12 protein-coding genes are annotated in these 18986 nt (G+C 37.8%); 6 read left to right on the top strand and 6 right to left on the bottom strand.

Features of this window, described 5'->3' with window-relative positions; translation table 11 throughout:
• The first annotated feature begins 88 nt into the window (after positions 1–88).
• A complete protein-coding gene (locus PL9631_RS04070; protein ID WP_083617324.1) occupies positions 89–1660 on the top strand; it encodes an FAD-dependent oxidoreductase in 1572 nt (523 codons plus the stop codon).
• A 234-nt stretch (positions 1661–1894) separates the two neighbouring features.
• Here PL9631_RS04070 and psaK read toward each other — a convergent pair whose 3' ends face one another.
• Positions 1895–2155, bottom strand: a complete 261-nt coding sequence (gene psaK / locus PL9631_RS04065) for a photosystem I reaction center subunit PsaK (protein WP_456238466.1) — start codon at positions 2153–2155, stop codon at positions 1895–1897.
• 180 nt (positions 2156–2335) lie between these two features.
• Between psaK and PL9631_RS04060 the strand changes: the two genes are divergently transcribed.
• The 3 genes from PL9631_RS04060 (at position 2336) to PL9631_RS04050 (ending at position 5745) form a co-directional block, all read left to right on the top strand.
• Positions 2336–3556, top strand: a complete 1221-nt coding sequence (locus PL9631_RS04060) for an NAD(P)/FAD-dependent oxidoreductase (RefSeq protein ID WP_083617320.1) — start codon at positions 2336–2338, stop codon at positions 3554–3556.
• Positions 3557–3762: 206 nt separating this feature from the next.
• Complete coding sequence (locus tag PL9631_RS04055) at positions 3763–4464, top strand: HAD-IA family hydrolase (protein ID WP_083617318.1); 702 nt, start codon at positions 3763–3765, stop codon at positions 4462–4464.
• 69 nt (positions 4465–4533) lie between these two features.
• Entirely contained in the window at positions 4534–5745 is a 1212-nt protein-coding gene (locus tag PL9631_RS04050) for a DUF4336 domain-containing protein (RefSeq protein ID WP_083617316.1), read from the top strand.
• 178 nt (positions 5746–5923) lie between these two features.
• Here the strand turns inward: PL9631_RS04050 and PL9631_RS04045 are convergent, their stop codons facing one another.
• The 5 genes from PL9631_RS04045 to PL9631_RS04025 form a co-directional block, all read right to left on the bottom strand.
• On the bottom strand, positions 5924–6193 hold the full coding sequence (locus PL9631_RS04045) for a ribbon-helix-helix domain-containing protein (protein WP_083617314.1): 270 nt from the start codon (positions 6191–6193) through the stop codon (positions 5924–5926).
• A gap of 509 nt (positions 6194–6702) precedes the next feature.
• A complete protein-coding gene (locus PL9631_RS04040) occupies positions 6703–9771 on the bottom strand; it encodes a type ISP restriction/modification enzyme (protein ID WP_083617312.1) in 3069 nt (1022 codons plus the stop codon).
• Positions 9772–10007: 236 nt separating this feature from the next.
• Positions 10008–12239 carry a hypothetical protein gene (locus tag PL9631_RS04035; RefSeq protein ID WP_083617308.1) on the bottom strand — a complete coding sequence of 744 codons (2232 nt, stop codon included), beginning with the start codon at positions 12237–12239 and terminating at the stop codon, positions 10008–10010.
• 6 nt (positions 12240–12245) lie between these two features.
• Complete coding sequence (locus tag PL9631_RS04030; protein WP_083617306.1) at positions 12246–14123, bottom strand: GtrA family protein; 1878 nt, start codon at positions 14121–14123, stop codon at positions 12246–12248.
• Between the two features lie 46 nt (positions 14124–14169).
• A complete protein-coding gene (locus PL9631_RS04025; RefSeq protein ID WP_083617304.1) occupies positions 14170–15843 on the bottom strand; it encodes a hypothetical protein in 1674 nt (557 codons plus the stop codon).
• A 196-nt stretch (positions 15844–16039) separates the two neighbouring features.
• Here PL9631_RS04025 and glmM point away from each other — a divergent pair, with 196 nt between their 5' ends.
• Complete coding sequence (glmM, locus tag PL9631_RS04020) at positions 16040–17515, top strand: phosphoglucosamine mutase (protein ID WP_083617302.1); 1476 nt, start codon at positions 16040–16042, stop codon at positions 17513–17515.
• Between the two features lie 266 nt (positions 17516–17781).
• The coding region (locus PL9631_RS04015) for an RNA-guided endonuclease InsQ/TnpB family protein (RefSeq protein WP_197046261.1) at positions 17782–18986 on the top strand (1205 nt) is incomplete at its 3' end.

Raw genomic sequence — 18986 nt, 5'->3', positions numbered from 1 at the left:
TTTTGAAGATTTTAGCCGATGAAAGTTAATTGAGATTAAAATTGAAGAAAATCGATTATCCTATTAAGAATGGTATATTGTAACTGCTATGTCTCTCACCGAAGAAATTCTATCTCAAATCCCGGGAAACCCTTTAAATGGTCTGGTAAAAGCCGATGAACTTTGGACGGGATTGAAAAATAATACTCTCCCCCTTCCCCATACCGTTAAACAGGATAGTCAACTTTTAGAAAATGTAGATTATGATGTGGTAATTTGTGGCGGAACTTTGGGAATTTTAATTGGCGCAACCCTAGCGATGAAAGGATGGCGAGTAGCGATATTAGAACGGGGAAAATTGCAAGGACGGGAACAGGAATGGAATATTTCTCGGAAGGAATTAGAGGTTTTTATCGAATTAAATTTATTATCGGAAGTAGAATTAAAAACAGCGATCGCCACGGAATATAACCCCGCCCGTTTAAGTTTTCCCAATGGCGCTGATATTTGGGTAAAAGATGTTCTGAATATTGGAGTTGACCCAGTTTATTTATTAGAAACTCTCAAAACTAAATTTTTAGAAGTCGGAGGAATATTATTAGAAAATACAGCTTATCATGCGGCTATTATTCATCCTGATGGGGTAGAAGTCATTAACTCCTCTCAGTTTGCAGGGGAGAGGTCAGAAATAATGATCAAAACCCGTTTATTAATAGATGCAATGGGGCATTTTTCCCCCTTAGTTCGACAAGCTAGACAAGGACAAAAACCCGACGCGGTTTGTTTGGTGGTGGGAACCTGTGCGACGGGTTATCCTAATAATCAAACGGGGGATATTTTTGCCTCATTTACTTCTTTAAAAAATCAATGTCAATATTTTTGGGAAGCGTTTCCCGCTAGGGATGGAAGAACAACTTATTTATTCACCTATTTAGATGCTGACCCCCAACGGTTTAGTTTAGAATCTTTGTTTGAAGATTATTTGAAACTTTTACCCGAATATCAACAGATTGAGTTAAATCAATTAACCTTTAAACGGGCATTATTTGGCTTCTTTCCCTGTTATAAAAATAGTCCCTTAAAAATGCCTTGGAATCGTGTTTTTGCCGTGGGAGATAGTAGTGGAAATCAATCTCCGTTAAGTTTTGGGGGATTTGGGGCGATGGTACGTCATTTACAACGATTAACGGATGGAATTGATCAAGCCTTAACTACCGATCAATTAAGTCAAAATGCCTTATCTTTATTGCAACCCTATCAACCTAGTTTGTCCGTAACTTGGTTATTTCAACGGTCGATGAGTGTGGGGATTCAACAAACAATTAACCCCGAACAAATTAACCAATTATTAACTACCGTATTTCAAGGTATGGAACAATTGGGAGAACCCATTTTAAAACCTTTCTTGCAAGATGTGGTACAGTTTTCGGCTTTAACTCAAACCTTATCCAAAACGGCGATAACTCATCCGGGTTTGATTTTTAAAATTATTCCCCAGGTGGGGTTAATGAGTTTAATTGATTGGACAATTCACTACTGGAATTTAGGGCTTTATACGGGTTTATATCCCCTGGGAAAAACCCTAGAACCGATGTTTAAAAAATTACCATCTTCCTCACAATACTATTATTATCGTTGGTTAGAAGCGTGGAAATATGGTTCAGGACAGGATTATGAATAGGGAATTACGAATTACGAATTACGAATTACGGATTACGAATTGGGAACGCCAGATAATACTTCCGGTTGTTTCCTATCAGTTGTAAATTATTACAACCTCGGTTGGGATTTCTATAGTGCTTTATTATTAAAATAAAATAGCCCCTAGGATATAGAGGCTGGGGGGATTATTTCGGTTATAATTTGAATCAGGATCGATTAGGTGCATGGGAATGCACCCTATATCTAAAATGAGTTAAATAACTCCTAAACTAGATAATCCTAAAATCACACCCGCCCCTAAAATATGACCAAAACTTGTGGTTGCTAAAACCGCAGGTAAGCCAAACCCACCGAACATATTAGGTGAGGGTAATTGAGGGCCAGCATTAGGCTGTTGGATGGAAATTTTACCAATGGCGATCGCGACAATATTACACACAATCATCACAATAGCGATGGTAGGACTCCAGGCGTGAGTAACGGGGGTGGCGACGGTGGCGGCTAACAACATCATGGAATGATCTCCTAAAATTTTTTAAACTGTACTCAAGGGAAATTAATCGTTATAGCTAAGATGTTTTACCAAACAAAGGTAATTGATTTTCGTCCTTGTAGCAATACTTAACATTTTCGGACTAAAATTGCTATCCTAGTTTAAAGAAACAGCCCAACTCACCAAACCCCCAATTTTAATATGACTGAACCGCAAACCCGCATCTGTATTCTTGGTGGAGGCTTTGGTGGACTGTACACCGCCTTACGTTTGAGTCAACTTCCTTGGCAAAAATCCGAACAACCGGAAATTGTTCTTGTGGATCAGAATGACCATTTTTTGTTTTTACCCCTGCTGTATGAATTACTAACCAATGAACTCCAAAGTTGGGAAATTGCCCCCGCATTTGAAGACCTATTAAAAGATACTAAGGTGCAATTTTGTCAAGGGGTAGTTAGTGAAATTGAGATAAATAGTAAACAGGTTAAACTCGAAGATAATACCATTATTTCATACGATTATTTAGTTTTAGCATTGGGAGGAGAAACACCTTTAGATTTAGTTCCGGGGGCGAAAGATTATGCCATTCCCTTCCGAACCATTGCCGACGCCTATCGATTAGAAGAACAGTTACGACGATTAGAAACCTTAGAACAAGATAAAGTTAGAATAGCCATTGTGGGCGGCGGTTATAGTGGGGTAGAACTGGCTTGTAAATTAGCCGATCGCTTAGGAACAAAAGGACGAATTAGAATTGTAGAACAAGCGGAGGAAATTCTAAAAAACTCTCCCGAATTTAATCGAGAAGCCGCTAAAACTGCCCTATCTAATCGTCAAGTTTGGCTAGATTTAGAAACAACGGTAGAATCAATTACCGCCGATGAAATTTCCTTAGAATATCGCGGGAAAATTGATACTATTCCGGTGGATTTAGTCTTATGGACGGTGGGAACCCAAGTGTCTCCGGTGGTGCGATCGCTGCCTTTAAAACACAATCAACGGGGTCAAATTGTCACCACATCAACCTTACAAGTGATTGATCATCCTGAAATTTTTGCATTAGGAGATTTAGCAGATACTCAAGACGCCGACGGTCAAAAAATTCCCAGCACTGCCCAAGCCGCTTTTCAAAAAGCTGATTATACCGGATGGAATCTTTGGGCGTTATTAACAGGAAGACCATTATTACCCTTCCGATATATTAATTTAGGCGAAATGATGACATTAGGAACAGATAACGCCACCTTAACAGGTTTAGGGATAAAATTAGACGGTCAATTTGCCCATTTAACCAGACGTTTAATCTATTTATATCGCTTCCCCACCTTTGACCATCAAATTCGGGTAGCGTTTAATTGGATGACCCGACCCTTGCAGGATTTATTAATTTCAATGGAGCAAAAAATGGGAGATAGAGAATAACTCATATTCCGTTGTTGCGCTTAAGCGCATCTTAAAATTTATAGGACTTACGCAGAATACCCAATTATACACCATCTGTAGGGGCGAACGGCCGTTCGCCCCTACTAGATATGGTTGTTTTGCGTAAGTCCTATTCAAATTATTGATACAACTGATTTAGACTTACTATAGCAATCGTAAATATGACTAATTCGCAGAATTCGACAATGGAAAAACCCCGTGTGATTTTTTTAGATGCCGTTGGGACGTTATTTGGTGTGCGTCATAGTGTGGGGGAAGCCTACCGAATTATTGCACAACAATTTGGCGTCAATGCTGAAGCGGAAATTTTGGATAAAGTGTTTTTTAACTGTTTTTTAGCGGCTCCGAGTATGGCATTTCCCGGGGTCGATCCCAGTGAAATTCCCTCCTTAGAGTTTGAATGGTGGAAAGCGATCGCCCAACAAACCTTTAAAACCGTCGGACTCTATGATAATTTTAAGGATTTCTCCGCTTTTTTTCAAGCCCTATATGGTTATTTTGAAACCGAAAAACCTTGGTTTGTTTATCCCGATGTTCCGCCTAAGTTAAAATCTTGGCAAGCCCAGGGAATAGAATTAGGAGTATTATCTAATTTTGATTCCCGATTATATCCGGTTTTAGACGCTTTAAATTTAGCGGAATTTTTTCAAACCGTGACCATTTCCACCGAAGCAGGAGCCGCTAAACCTAGTTCTGAAATCTTCCAAATTGCCTTAAATAAACATCAATCTTCACCGCCAGAAGTTTGGCATATTGGTGATAGTTTTAAAGCCGATTATCAAGGTTCAAAAGCCCTAGGAATACGCGGTATTTTATTGCATCGAGACGAACCCCCCAAAGGGATTTTAGATGAATATGAAAGTTTAGAACAAATTCCTATATCCTAAAGTAGAGACGAGCCACGGCGCGTCTATCCAAGGCTCGTCTGTCTACAGGACACAGGAGTTACAAAAACAGTGGAGTACCCTCGGAAACCCCCAGAAGAACCCCGTCAAAACCGTTCATTGCCGGACTGTTCATGGCCGCTGTGGCCCGTTGTCCCGATTTATCCCTACAGTCAACGGCGCACCCTCCGCACGGAAGTCGTACCCCAGAGCATTTGGACATTTGAGCAGGTACAGGGGATTCTGTATGTGGTGGTTCCGATTCGGATGACCGTGGTAAAACTGGAACAGGGGGGTTTGTTGGTCTATGCCCCCGTGGCTCCTACCCCCGAATGCCTGGGTTTAATCAGAGAATTAATCGTAGAATATGGGGAGGTAAAATACATTATTTTACCAACAATTTCAGGAGTTGAACATAAGGTATTTGTAGGCCCCTTTGCCCGAAAATTTCCCAACGCCCAAGTTTTTGTCGCCCCCGGACAGTGGAGTTTTCCGATTAATTTACCCCTAAGTTGGTTAGGTTTACCCGCAAAACGGACTCATATTCTGCCCCAGGACAGTCGAAATACACCCTTTGCTGATGAATTTGACTATAAAATTTTAGGGCCTTTAGCATTAGGAATTGGACGGTTTGCCGAGGTGGTTTTTTTTCATAAGCGATCGCAAACCCTATTAGTAACTGATACTATTGTTTCTATTCCTGACACCCCTCCGGCTATTATTCAACTCGATCCCTATCCCCTCCTATTCCATGCCAAAGATGATACCTTTCATAAAGTAGAAGATACAGAAATCACCCGTCGCCGAGGATGGCACAGAATTTCATTATTTTCCTTTTATTTTCGTCCCAGTGTTTTAGATACCATAGAATTAGGGGATGCCGTGCGGGAATCTTGGCAAGCGCCCGACCGTTCAAAAAAAGCCTATTTTGGGATTTATCCGTTTAAATGGAAACCCAATTGGCAAGAAACCTTTGAAGCATTAAGCAGAAATGGACAGTTATTTGTCGCTCCAATTTTACAAACTTTAATTTTAAATCGCGCCCCGGAAGAAACCTTAAATTGGGCAAATCAAGTCTCTCAATGGGATTTTAACCGGATTATTCCCTGTCATTTTGATTCCCCAATTATGGCAACACCGGAGCAATTTCGGCAGGCATTTAGTTTTTTAGAACAACATACTAATAATAATTTATTACCCGAAAAAGAATTTGAGTTATTATTAGAAATTAGCGCTATTTTAAACAAATTCAAGATTACACCCCCATCTAAACCTAAAGTTTAAAAAAATATAAAGTAGTAAGCCCGACCGGGCTTTATCCATTAAACTAATCCCAAATCAGGTAAATTATAGCAAGAGGCAATAGGGAATAGGCAATGGGCAATAGGTAAATACTTACTGTGAGCAGCTTTTAGCTTTCAAGAATGTCCTAATAGATGTGGCGACTGCTATATCAACAATTTTAACGGTTTGTAAAACGTTCTTCCATAGAATTTAACTTTTCTTGTAGTTGTTGAAAAACTAATTCACCATCAACAACTTTTCCTTCACGAATTTGCTGTTTTCCCTCAGCAATTTTTTGCCTGAGTTCAATCAGTTGCTTTTCTCTTTCATCATGCTGATCTAAAAGTTGAAATGCTACTGTTAATAAATCATCCACACTTTTATATTTACCTTGTTGGAGTTTTTCAAGAATAAATTTTTCTTGCTCTGGCTTGATTGCAATTTGCATTTTTATCTCCTTATTTTCCAGTTAATTCATAACAACTAGCACTGTCAGGACTTACGCAGTTACGCTATATGTAGCATACTAATGAGTTGGCGATGCCGACAGGTGGCGGTACTGCCATCGCCCTCGTAACTCAAACGAGATCGCTTTAACAGGACAACCTCTTAAAGTCCCCCAATGTTGGGGGATTTAGGGGGCAAATATTGCTGCTTGAGAAATAGTCTCTAAAACTGCTGATCAATCCTTCATAACCTTATCCATTTATCCATTCTAAACAGTATACATTTCAAGCCATCTAGCCCCCTAGCCCCCAACATTGGGGGGAAAATAAATAATTAGGACTTTTTAGGGCGATCGCCTACTTTTGACACGCTATATATAGTGTGCTTGCGTAAGTCCTGACTGTTAGATTTTAAACATTTAGTTTTGGATTAAATCACCTACCTTGTGGCTTAACCAATATATTAACATAAACATTAAAAACCGTAGTAAGCCCTGAAGGGCTTTCTCCATTAAACTAATCCCAAATCCGGTAAATTATCAACAATTTTAACAGTTTTCAAACTAACGGTGATCACTTGACCAATTAACCTAACAATATATTGTTCATCATCTAAACGGTTAGGATCATTGACAATTCCACTACGTTTATCGGTTTTAATTTGATATTGATCAATTACCCAATCTAACGCCGAACGATTTCCTAAACGATATTGAAAGACTTCAGGAGGAATACCGCTTAAGGTGAGAAACTCATTATAAATTATTTGGGTTTTGTCTTTACTAAGTTTCATTTTTTCCACTCGCCAATCTAAAGGAACTTGATCATTTTCAATAAATTTAAGCGGATATTCGGGTTTTTCTTCATAGTTCAGATGCAGGTCTGCTAATTGTTGTCCCGCATCAGCAAAACCGCGAAAATCTGGGGCGTAGGGAATGCGAGGAAGTTCCCGTTTTAGGTTGGCGGCGTAGCGTTCTCGATAGGTGGGATGATGCAATAATCCATAGGTATAATAGAAGATATCCCATTTGGTAATAGTCGGATCTTGGTAATAGTTTCGGAATTGTTCAAGTGACCAGTCGGTGATATTTTCTTTTCGGTTTGTTCCGTCTTCGTCGTAGGTGTAGAATGGGAAACATTGAGAACCACCTTGTGGCATTCTATCTGCTATTCGGTTAACCATTATGGCAAATATAGGAATTTCACTACCTACTTTTAGCCAGATTAATTTATTCTCTTTTTCGGTTTCTGAGGTCGGCAGTATGCAGAAAAACTGACCACGACGTTGATTTAAAACTTCATCAAAATATAAAAATTCTACAGAGAATGGACGATAAAAAGATAATCTAATTCTGTCTAAACTAAATTCTACTTTTGTATTAGATTCAAGACATTCTTTTAGGCGACTACTCCATTTTATTTTAGAATCATCATAGTCAACAAAGTCATCTACTGTATTTTGAGATTCTTTTTTACTATGCCATGTAATAACTTGAGTATTGTAATTGATAATCATGGATTTTATATTATTAATTAATTTATTTTTTTGGAAGTTATACACCCATGAATCTCTCGAAGTTTGAACACCAATACTATAATTTTTAAAAATTGCTGATTCATTAGTTGATTTATCTTTAGTTTCTTTATTTCCTATTGGGATAAAACTTTCAAAATCATCTTGCAATCCTTCTGTTAACCAAGTATATTTTTGATCAGGATCAATGAGTGACCATTCAATATTACTATAGCTTTGCGACTGATCTAAATATCCTAATTTTTCTTCCTTTCTCCAAAATTCACCAACACTAGCATAATAAATTTTTGTATCCTTAGACTGATTGAATCTATTTTTTCTAATAAAAATATTAATACTGACTCCGACTTTAATATCAAAAACATTATGAATACTTTTTGAGGGATCTGTATTTTTTCTAATATTACCACCTAAATCAATAAGATAAATTAAATCAAAATCTTTCTCTAAATGTTTTCTCATACCATCAAAAGCAAGAGCATTAATAAAACTATTATTAGTTACAAGAGAAACTATTCCTTCATTTCCTATTCTATCTGATGCCCAGCGAATTGCTTTAACATAAGGATCAGAAAGGGAATTTTTATTTGTTGCTTTTGAATCTTTAGCATAGGTTTCTCGAATTTGTCGATCAACTTCTTCATATTTCCGATTTTTATTATTATCATTTTCATTAACCTGCCAAGCATTATAAGGAGGATTTCCAATAATCACAAAAATCGGTGAACTTCTCTGACGGTGAACCCTGGCGGTATTTTCAGGCGTAAATAAAGATAACTGTTGCACCTTTTGATCAGAAAAAGTATCCACTAAACAAATACCTTCAAAAGATTTATAATTACCCGTAGCTTCAAAATATTGATGCTCAATATTCATCGAAGCAATATAATAAGGCAATAACATCACCTCATTGCAGTGTAATTCCTGTTCATATTTATAGGGAAGGGCAGTTTTTTTAATTTCCTGCATCACCCGTAAAATAAAATTACCCGTCCCCACAAATGGGTCAAGAATGTGCACACCCTTGTCATTTAATGACTTTCCAAACTCTTTTTGTAAGATATCCTCAACACTTTTCACCATAAAATTAACAATAGGTTGCGGTGTGTAAACAATTCCGTGGGTATCCGCAACTTTAACCGCAAACCCTTGAAAGAATTTCTCATAAACCGTATTCAGAAAATGCTGTTTATCGCTAAACTCATCAATGGTTTGAGCCGCATCTTCCAAAGCGCGATAAAAATAATCAACTTCCCCTAAAAAATTATCTCGACTAAAAGATTTAGACGTTAATGCTTGAATCACCTTTTCAATTTCCACCGCAATAATATTACGACGGGTGAAATCAGGATTATTAAAAATTTGTCTAAAAATTCTTTCTGTTAGCAGATGTTGAATTAACATTTCTTCCACCGCCGCCTCAGAAAGATTCGGGTTAATTGCTTGACGGCAAATTTCCGTAAATTCACTAAAAGATTGAATAAATTTCGGGTTAATTTTGCGTTGGGTTTCGATTAAATCAATCAATTTACCGGATAAATCTTTAACCCGTCCCCCAAATTCTGCCGCCGCTATTTCCCATTGGGCTATTTCCGGGGTGCGATATTCAAAAAATAACTTTAACGTATCTACTAAAATCTGCGGTTTTGTGATATCTTGATCACAGATTTGTTTTCCTCCTTGCCATAAAATTACTCGTTCAGGAGATTGAAAAATAATATTATCTTTCGGATAACCTACCGCAAATTTCTGTTTAATTTCTCGCTCTAATTTATCCTGACTATCTTTCGCTTCCCAAACGCCATATCTAATACTTCCATCTCGAACTAAAGCACCATCAACCCGAATACTTTTACCGTTGGGTAATTTAATTTGTTTTTCAGGAATTAAGGTTAACTCAAATTGCGGACAACAGGCTTTTAACAGGTCTGCAAAGGCGTCTTTAACCGCTAATTCGTGGGAAACTCCCAATCTGGCAAACTGCTGTAAAGCGTCATAATAAGCTCTAATGGGTTTATGGGTGGGTTTCAGGTTTAGCGTCGCCATAGGAAAGAGGTTTTCAGATTTTCTCTGTTAATTATCTCATATTAAACTCAATAAAATGTTTAATTTAATAAAAATTATTTTAAAGAGTAAGAGTGCGCTGAAGCGCAACAACTTATTTCCTGGGGGTAAAATTGCCGTAGTAAGCCCGACCGGGCTTTCTCCATTAAGGTAATCCCAAATTAATAAAAATTATTTGAAAGAGTGCGCTGAAGCGCAACAACGGCGCAACAACGGGGTTAGGGGAGAATTTCTAAATTGAAACCTTTTCCAATTTGAGTGAGTTGATTGTTTTTAGCGTCATAAGTCCAGACTTTCATTTGATTATTCCCTGGGGGTAAAATTGCTGTTGGAACTCGAATCATCCAGCCGGATTTTTCATATTTAGGGTTAGATAAAATTTGGACTACATCGGGTCTAGGAATATTAACTTGACCAACAGCAATTAATTGATTATTTTCCCCTAAACTTAAATAGACTGCATCCGCAGGTTGGGAAGATTCAGGAATAATTGACCACCCACCAATGGATAAATTATCACTTTGATGAATATTTTGGGTAGGAAAGGATTCTATATTACCATTTAAAGATTGAGTTTGAGTTAATTTTAATGGTTGATTATTGCGTTTCCAAAACCAATGGGATTGAACTGTTTTATAAGGTCTATAAGTCGTTAACACATTCTGATAAATCAAAGAAGCGGATTCAGATTTTAACACCTCATCCCAAGGATTTTGATACCATATTTCATTAGTTAATAATAAAATATCAGGTTTAGTTTGATTCAATTCTTGAATTACTGTTTCTTGTGCAACGGTAGGTTTAGCATATAGAACATAACTATATTTAGAACAGGAGGGTTTATCAAATAAATAATACCATAATCCTTCGGAGGTTAAGGTAAAAAAGCAAGATTGTTGTTCAATTTCAGGTTTAAGAGTATTCCATGCTTCTAAATAATCGGGTTTTAAAAGTTGAGAGTCGGGAGTCGATAAAAATTCAGGGAGTTGCGTCAGTTTTTGGATACCTTTAAAAACATTAAAACCGGGTTCTGTTAAGATAATTACAATTAAGATAAAAATAGTTAAACTCTGTTGAATGGGAGTTATATTAAGTGGGGATAACTGCGGTTCTATTTGATGTTTATATCCTAAATAAATTAGGTAAATTACTAAAAATGCCGTAATTAATGCCCCATGATAGGCGTGTCCGATATCGCTTCTATCGAGGGTAATTCTCATGTAAACCGATGCAGGAATCAGAAGTAAAATAATTAGATGATTGTTTTGAATAAAGGGACGGAGTTTTAAACCCTGATTTTTAAAGTCTAAAATCAGGTAAACTAAAACCGCACTTTGAACAAACATCGATAACCAAAAGGTTTGAGAAGTCCAGGTTAATTCTAGGGGAGGAAGGGGAATAAAAGAAATATAGCGTCCATATTTTCCCCAATATAAAACTTGAGAGATAATGGCGTTTATTTGCTCAAAACCTACGATAATTATACTAAAAATAGAAGCAATAACGATTCCAACGAGTGAACCCCTGAACCATAAAATAGTTGTTTTTTTAGGTAAAAATAATGATAAAATAGAAGCAAATAAATAAACAGCTATAAAATAAATTGCTCGGTCATAAATATAGAAAAAACTACTGGGAATTGATGCTCCAATCAACACCGATAACCATTGGGCTTGGTTGGGTTGAGTTTCCGCTATTCTAAAAAACCGTAAGGTTAACGCCAATTGAATAATAAAACTGGTTCCCCTACGTCCATCAAATTTATAAAAAATTCCATCAAAGACACAAAACAAAATACAAGAAATTAAGAATATTTTTAACCTATTTTTATTGATTTTTGCTAAATTAATTAATTCCCAAATTATCCAAAAATAACCCAAACAGGTGATCACATTTTCCAAGTTTACGAATAACCGAGTTAAAGCAATACCATTATTTTGGGTAGCGAGATTTTTTGCTAACCAACTGGGAAGCACATCAACGCCATACCCATGAATTAAAACCGTATTGATAAAGGGTTTGGGAAGTTGGAGAAAGTTCGGTAAAAACCCTAAAAATTCCCCTTCATGGAAAGAATCAATTAAAGTTGAATTAATTCTAAATTGGCTGAAAGGAGTATTTATTAACCAAGTTAGTAATAGAATAGAACTAACTCCTATCCAAGTATAACGATGGTTAAGAATCCTTAAAAGTATTCCCAGGGGTTTATGATTCAGGTTTAAAACCAGAGTCGCAATTAAGGGAGGAATTAGGAGTAAAATAATATATTTGAGATAGTCCGTATAGGGACTAATATTCTCAATACTGGCTAAAGAAATTACCCCCTTTGTATTGTCTCCCAAGGGAATTTTTATCGGATTAATAAAGGGAACTAGAATTAACCAAGTAGCTAAAGTGATTATAAAAATAGCGATTAAATTCACTTTAGCTTGTTGTTTTTGTTCAGACATTATCAGTTAAGATTGCAGTTCAGAAACTTGATTATTAGATTGATTTGAGGATGAGAATGAATACAACTTATGTCCAGTAAAACTAATTAAGGCGACACAAGCCGCACTAACTAAACGGGATAGGGTTGGATGCCATCCTAACTCATTAATTAATAGTTGTAATAGCCCTAAATTAGCTAGTAAACTATTTAAAGCAACCGTCGCAAATACGCCATATTGAACAAACCAGTTTTTCCAATAAATCCCAAATACAAACCGCCGACTTAGCCAAAAATTGGTACTTAACCCGATAAAATAGCTAATTCCCAAGGCAAAAACATACCAGAGTCCCGACTGAATAAGTAGGGAAAATATCAGTACATCAATAATAGTAGCCGCGCCCCCGGTAAATAAATAGCCGCCAAATTCTCGGAGGGTTTTTAAGGTTTGGCGACGGCGGGATAGACGAGTATTCGTGGCGGCGGTGGTGGCGGCTTCTGCGTGAGCTTCTTCCACATATTCGCTATCACTATTAACATTCCAGAGATTATGTTTACCCGGAGTTAAAACATTCTCCGCAGCAAAAATTCCCATTAATAAACTATGGTCTTGATTATTATACTTAAATGCCCCATAACGTCCGACTAATTGTAAGTTTTGGAAGGTTTGTAAATAGTCTTGAATTTCCGATAAAGCAGCTTGATAATTTCCTGCATAGATAGGATAGGTGCGGGGTAAACGAACAATAAACCCATCGGAAACCGCTTGATTTTTTAATAACCCAATTTTGCGTAAGTCTTTTTCCGCTAATATTCTCAATTCATCCTCTGGACATTGCCATAAATCATCGCCAAAATTACACCAATATTCACAACAGAGGGGAGTTTGTTCGGTATTAGCTAACATTTCCGGCGACCAATTGGCGAAATTTGTCACCCGTCCCACTTGCACCCGGGGGTCATTAATATATAACCAATTATCAGGGAAAAGATTGCCTCCTTCTACAATTAAATAGACTAAAATTGTATTTCTAAATTTTAGCGATTTTGCAGCATCAATAACTTTTTCAGGAGGGGAAGATTGCAATTGTTGAACAAAATGGGTGAGAGGAATGGAGGAAATAACCCCCCCACAAGCCACGGTATTTTCCTCTTTGGTGATACGATTTCTCAGGGTAATATGGGAAACTTGAGAATTATGATGATGAACTTGAATAACTTCCGTATTTAATAAAATTTCTTGCTGATGCTGTTGTAAATAGTCAGCAATTTTTTCATAGAGTTGACCCGAACCCAAACGGGGAAATTGAAACTGGTCAATCAGATTTTTAACTTTCCCATCATTGCCTAAAAGAGCATTTTTAATCGCTTTTGATAACGATAACCCCTTAATGCGTTGGGCAGCCCAATCAGGACTAATTTCTGTACAGGGAATACCCCATAATTTTTCGGTATAACCTTCAAAAAATATTTCTGATAGTCGTTTGCCAAATTTATTTTCTACCCATTCGGCAAAGTTATTAGCTTCGGGTTTAGGAAATAACCGGACGGCTAAATAAGACAGGACAATTCTTAAACTTTCAACTAACCCTAATGCGGATAAAACTTGTCTAGCTTTTAAGGGATAACTAAAATATTTTCCCCCATAATAAATCCGAGTCAGACGATTAACTGTAACTTGTTCATCCCCTAAAACTTCATCCCAAAGTTGCAAAACCGGAGCAATTTTTGTATAAAATCGATGGGGGCCATAATCTAAGATAAAGCCTTGATATTCTATACTTTTGGCTAATCCTCCGACTTGACCATCGCGTTCAACCACCACCACGGACTGACCTTGCTTGGTTAAAGTATAGGCCGCCGCCAGACCAGCCGGGCCAGCCCCTAAAATATAAATGGGTTCCATCACACCTAAATATTATCGTTTGATAAATTGTCTCTATAATACAAGATTAATTCGATAGTTTAACAAACTCCCCCGACGAATACAATAATAAATCCTGAAAACGGCTAGGATTTTTGAGGGTCAGGGTGTAGCTTTGGGGTTGTACATCGCTAACTTGATAGTCTTTAGTGACCAATGTATTTTTGGGCGTGGGAAAAAATAAGGTTTGGGGATTGGATAATTGAAATTGATATTGGTTAGGTTGGGGGGAATTAACAATAATTTTATCGCTAGGTTCTCGCAGGGTATTCATCATCACTAATAAAATATTATTGCTATAAAATCTCACGGTTTCAAAGGGTTTATCCGTGGATTTCTGTTCAAATTGAACATTAAAACGATTATCAAGATCAAAAAGATAGAGTCCTTGAATTAATCCTGTTCTGTATAGATAAGCCCCTCTAAAATTATCGGGAATGGTGGTAATAATCGGGGATTCTATCGGCATTTTTTGTAAACTAGATAACAGACTTTTAGAAATTTCTCCGGCGAATTTCCAGTTTTGGTTAACAGTGTTGAGAGATAATCCCAAACTCACTAATAAAATTGAGGATAGAATTAAACAGAGTTGAAAATGACTGACCAGAATGGTAAAAATTAAGGCGATATAAATAGAGGTAAAACTAGACGCCCAATATAAATAACGTTCTCCTTGACTATCAAAAGGGGAGACGGAAACATTAATAGCGGGTAACACACAAATCCAAAATCCTACAATAATTAAAAGTAAGGTTTGAGGAATATTAGATTGGAATTGATGACGATAATAACTGACAATTACGGCAAATATAGAGATTAAAACCAAACCGATAAAAGCTGAAATCCAGAAGGTTAAACTAGAGTTGAATTGAGCGGACAAGAAACTACGCAAGGGATAAATAATTAAGTTATATAAAATTTGTATGGGATTAAATTTAAGATGAATTCCTTCTCCATAGCCTCCCACTAATGTTCCTAATTTGAGATATCGCCAAATAAAATAGAATCCTAAAACTGCGATATAAAGTAGACAATTTGTTAAGGATTTCTCAATTTTTTTAGATTTTGTTTGTGAATATTGATAGAATTCATAGGCGATAATTAACCCAGGAAAACTCACAATGGATTCTTTACATAATAAGGCGGCTAAAAAGGCAATTAACGAAATCCATAATTTTATGGGTTTACCAAAGTGTCTAAAGTTTAAATAGGTGCAAAAAGAGAGTAGAGCAAAAAAGGTGGCGATAACATCTGTTCGGGCAGAAATCCAAGAAACGGCTTCCGAATGGGAAGGTAATAATAGAAAAATAAATCCAGCTAAATAAGGAATAAACCGTTTTAATTTTAAATCTAATCTTAAATTTAAACTGAATAAAAATGCTATACTTCCCACCAAAAAAGAATTAGCTAAATGAAACCCAAAATTTGTCAAATGATAACCCAAAGGGTTCAAACCCCAGATTTTATAGTCTAAAAAACTAATCACTCCCAAGAGAGGACGAAAAAACAACGATTTACCATGCTGTTGATTGAACCATAACCCAAACGGCCCTAATTTAGACAATAATGCAATTAAAACAAAATCATCCGAGAGAAAAAAACTATTCAGGATATTAGCATAAGCAATCAACCCAGTGATAGCAATAATTCCAATTAAAAGAACTGAATAAAAAGAGGATTTTGGGGAAATTTTTGTGACCATTAGGGTATTCAAAATAAATTCAGATTTTGATCCTTACATCTTGTAGAATGACAATAGATCAGGAACGGATCAGATAAAATCAGTAAATTTCAACCCTCGTAATATATATCACATCGGTCAAAATCGTTGACCTTCGTTCCTGACGTGCTATGCTCCACATTGAGTGTGTGAATATATATTAAGAGGAGTGAATTTTATGGTCGCAACACCCGCTCGGACTCAGAACTTTAGTTTTCCGCTAAAACCAGCCCATACCGCCCAACCTCGAACCATATCCCATTTTGGCTTTGCCGATCAAGTTGGGGAACTCCCCACCACCCCATTATTTGGAACCGATGGTATCCGGGGACGGGTAGGCGGACTGCTGAACGCGCCCCTGGCTTTACAAGTGGGATTCTGGGCGGGCCAAGTTCTCCGACAGCAAGCCAACCATCCTGGCCCAGTAATATTAGGCCAAGATACCCGCACCTCTGGCAATATGTTAGCCATGGCCCTCTCCGCCGGACTCATTGCTGCGGGCTTAGAAGTTTGGCATATTGGAGTTTGTCCCACCCCCGGTGTCTCCTACTTAACCCTAACCTCCGAAGCCATTGGGGGAGTGATGATTTCCGCCAGCCATAACCCCCCAGAAGACAACGGAATTAAGTTTTTTGGAAAAGATGGCACAAAACTCTCCACCGCCCTCCAACAGCAAATAGAAGCGGGAATTAGGGGAAATTCCGATTTTCCCGTGGTTTATAGCGACTGTGGCCAACACTATTACCGCCCGGAACTGATTCACAATTATGCCCAATCTCTGCACGGGCCATTACTTCCAGCCGTTAATTTAAAGGGAATGCGGGTGGTTTTAGATTTAGCTTGGGGGGCCGCAGTTCCCTTAGCAGCCCAAGTATTTACACAAATGGGGGCGGAGGTGATTTGTCTCCACGATCAACCCAATGGCCATCAAATTAATGTAAATTGCGGTTCTACCCATCTACAAGCCTTACAAGAGACTGTTTTACAACACAATGCCGATCTCGGATTTGCCTTTGATGGGGATGCGGATCGGGTTTTAGCCGTCGATGGCCAAGGTCGGACGGTGGACGGGGATTATATTCTATATTTTTGGGGTCAAGCCCTGAGCAAAGCCGGACAATTACCGAAAAATTTAATTATTTCAACGGTGATGGCTAACCTGGGTTTTGAACGGGCTTGGCAACAATTCGGGGGCCAAATGATTCGGACTCCGGTGGGCGACCAACACGTTCACGCCGAAATGGAACGGACAGGAGCGATGTTAGGCGGCGAACAGTCGGGACATATTCTCTGTCACCATTATGGAATTAGTGGTGATGGGTTAATGACGGCCCTACATTTGGCCACCTTAGTTAAAGATTCCGGTCAGTCTCTAGCACAATTAGTTAATAATAGTTTCCAAACCTATCCCCAACTGTTAAAAAATATCCGGGTTGAGGACGTTCATCAACGGCGTCATTGGCAAGAGTGCGAACCCGTGGTTAAAGCGATTGAAACCGCAGAAGCCGCTATGGGAGATCAAGGGCGAATTTTAGTTAGGGCGTCGGGAACTGAGCCGTTAATTCGGGTGATGGTCGAAGCCAAAAGTTCCGATTTAGCTAACCATTGGGCCGAACAGTTAGTATTAGTGGTTCAGCAATATTTAGCCGTTTAACGGTTGATATTATTTTAAATAAATGATTTATCGCTGGTAGGAAAAGGTTCGATTGAATCCCTATCCTCCAGCGATTTATTTGCCTTTTTTTAACTGACGAGGGGGTTTGGGGGAGCGATAAGTCCCACGCTGAATTTCACAAAACAAAAAAAATAACCAGAAATCAGCGTGCGTTACATGGACTCCCCCAAGTTAATTTTGCGTTTGTCAATCCCGACAAAATTAACAATAATATGTTAGATTATATCAAAGAGTTGAAAGTGACAATGTTTCAAGCATACAAGTATCGCATATACCCAACAACCGAACAGCAAATCGCCTTAGCAAAAATCTTTGGCTGTTGTCGTTGGTATTGGAATTATGCCCTAAACTTGTGTCAAGAAACCTATAAGCAAACGGGAAAAGGATTATCAAGAAAAGCAATTCAAGGATTATTGCCTGAATTAAAAAAAGAATATCCTTGGTTAACTGATGCCTATTCCCAATCTTTGCAAGTTGTTGCTCTTAACTTGTCCATATCTTACAAAAACTTCTTTGAGAAACGGGCAAGATTACCTCGGTTCAAATCCAAACACGGTAGACAATCAATCAGTTATCCCCAAAATGTCAAGTTGGAAGGGGATTACCTGAAATTACCCGGTAAAGTAGGGTTGGTTTATTGTGTGCGTCATCGGGAATTTCAAGGCGCAATTAAAACCGTTACTGTTTCAAAGAATCCCGATGGAAAGTATTATGCTTCTATCTTAGTTGATGACGGGAAGGAAACACCCAATCTATCAACGAATGGAAAAGCAATTGGGATTGATTTAGGGTTAACCCATTTGGCAATTACCAGTGATGGAGATAAATATAGTAACCCCCAACACTTTGCTAAACATCAACGTAACTTAAAACGAAAACAACAAAAATTATCTCGTAAACAAAAGGGAAGTAACAGTAGACAAAAAGCTAGATTAAAAGTAGCTAAAGTCCACGCTAAAATATCTCGTTGTCGAGAAGATTTTCTACACAAACTATCCCGCAAGATAGTCAACGAAAACCAAGTGATTGCTGTAGAAAATCTAGGGGTTAAAAATATGGTTAGAAACCATAAGTTAGCTAAATTAATTAGCGATTGTGGATGGGGAATGTTCGGTACAATGCTCAAGTACAAAGCCGAAAAAGAAGGGAAAACCTATCAAGAAGTTGATCGATTTTTCCCTTCTTCTAAAACTTGTCACGTCTGTCTAAATCAAGTTAGTAGTTTACCGCTTGATGTTAGAAGTTGGACTTGTGAACATTGCCAAACTACCCATGACCGTGATATCAATGCTGCGGTAAATATCAAGAATGAAGCCTTGCGGATTTTGTCGTTGGGAACCAGCGATACTGCTAGTCTGAGGGGATGTCAGTCACCAGAACAAACTTCTGTTTCTTCTGATGCTATCCCCGTTGATGCTAGAAGCCCACACTTACTCGTAGAGAAGTGTGG

It is taken from the genome of Planktothrix paucivesiculata PCC 9631, assembly GCF_900009265.2.
GTDB lineage: Bacteria > Cyanobacteriota > Cyanobacteriia > Cyanobacteriales > Microcoleaceae > Planktothrix > Planktothrix paucivesiculata.
Note: the sequence above shows the minus strand (reverse complement) of the source record. Positions and strands in the feature narration are given on the sequence as shown.

What these genes read in the sequence shown, in the direction of transcription:
- PL9631_RS04070 (WP_083617324.1), top strand. Translation starts at nt 89, where the DNA reads ATGTCTCTCACCGAAGAAATTCTATCTCAAATCCCGGGAAACCCTTTA.
- psaK (WP_456238466.1), bottom strand. Translation starts at nt 2,155, where the DNA reads ATGATGTTGTTAGCCGCCACCGTCGCCACCCCCGTTACTCACGCCTGG.
- PL9631_RS04060 (WP_083617320.1), top strand. Translation starts at nt 2,336, where the DNA reads ATGACTGAACCGCAAACCCGCATCTGTATTCTTGGTGGAGGCTTTGGT.
- PL9631_RS04055 (WP_083617318.1), top strand. Translation starts at nt 3,763, where the DNA reads ATGGAAAAACCCCGTGTGATTTTTTTAGATGCCGTTGGGACGTTATTT.
- PL9631_RS04045 (WP_083617314.1), bottom strand. Translation starts at nt 6,193, where the DNA reads ATGCAAATTGCAATCAAGCCAGAGCAAGAAAAATTTATTCTTGAAAAA.
- PL9631_RS04040 (WP_083617312.1), bottom strand. Translation starts at nt 9,771, where the DNA reads ATGGCGACGCTAAACCTGAAACCCACCCATAAACCCATTAGAGCTTAT.
- PL9631_RS04035 (WP_083617308.1), bottom strand. Translation starts at nt 12,239, where the DNA reads ATGTCTGAACAAAAACAACAAGCTAAAGTGAATTTAATCGCTATTTTT.
- PL9631_RS04030 (WP_083617306.1), bottom strand. Translation starts at nt 14,123, where the DNA reads ATGGAACCCATTTATATTTTAGGGGCTGGCCCGGCTGGTCTGGCGGCG.
- PL9631_RS04025 (WP_083617304.1), bottom strand. Translation starts at nt 15,843, where the DNA reads ATGGTCACAAAAATTTCCCCAAAATCCTCTTTTTATTCAGTTCTTTTA.
- glmM (WP_083617302.1), top strand. Translation starts at nt 16,040, where the DNA reads ATGGTCGCAACACCCGCTCGGACTCAGAACTTTAGTTTTCCGCTAAAA.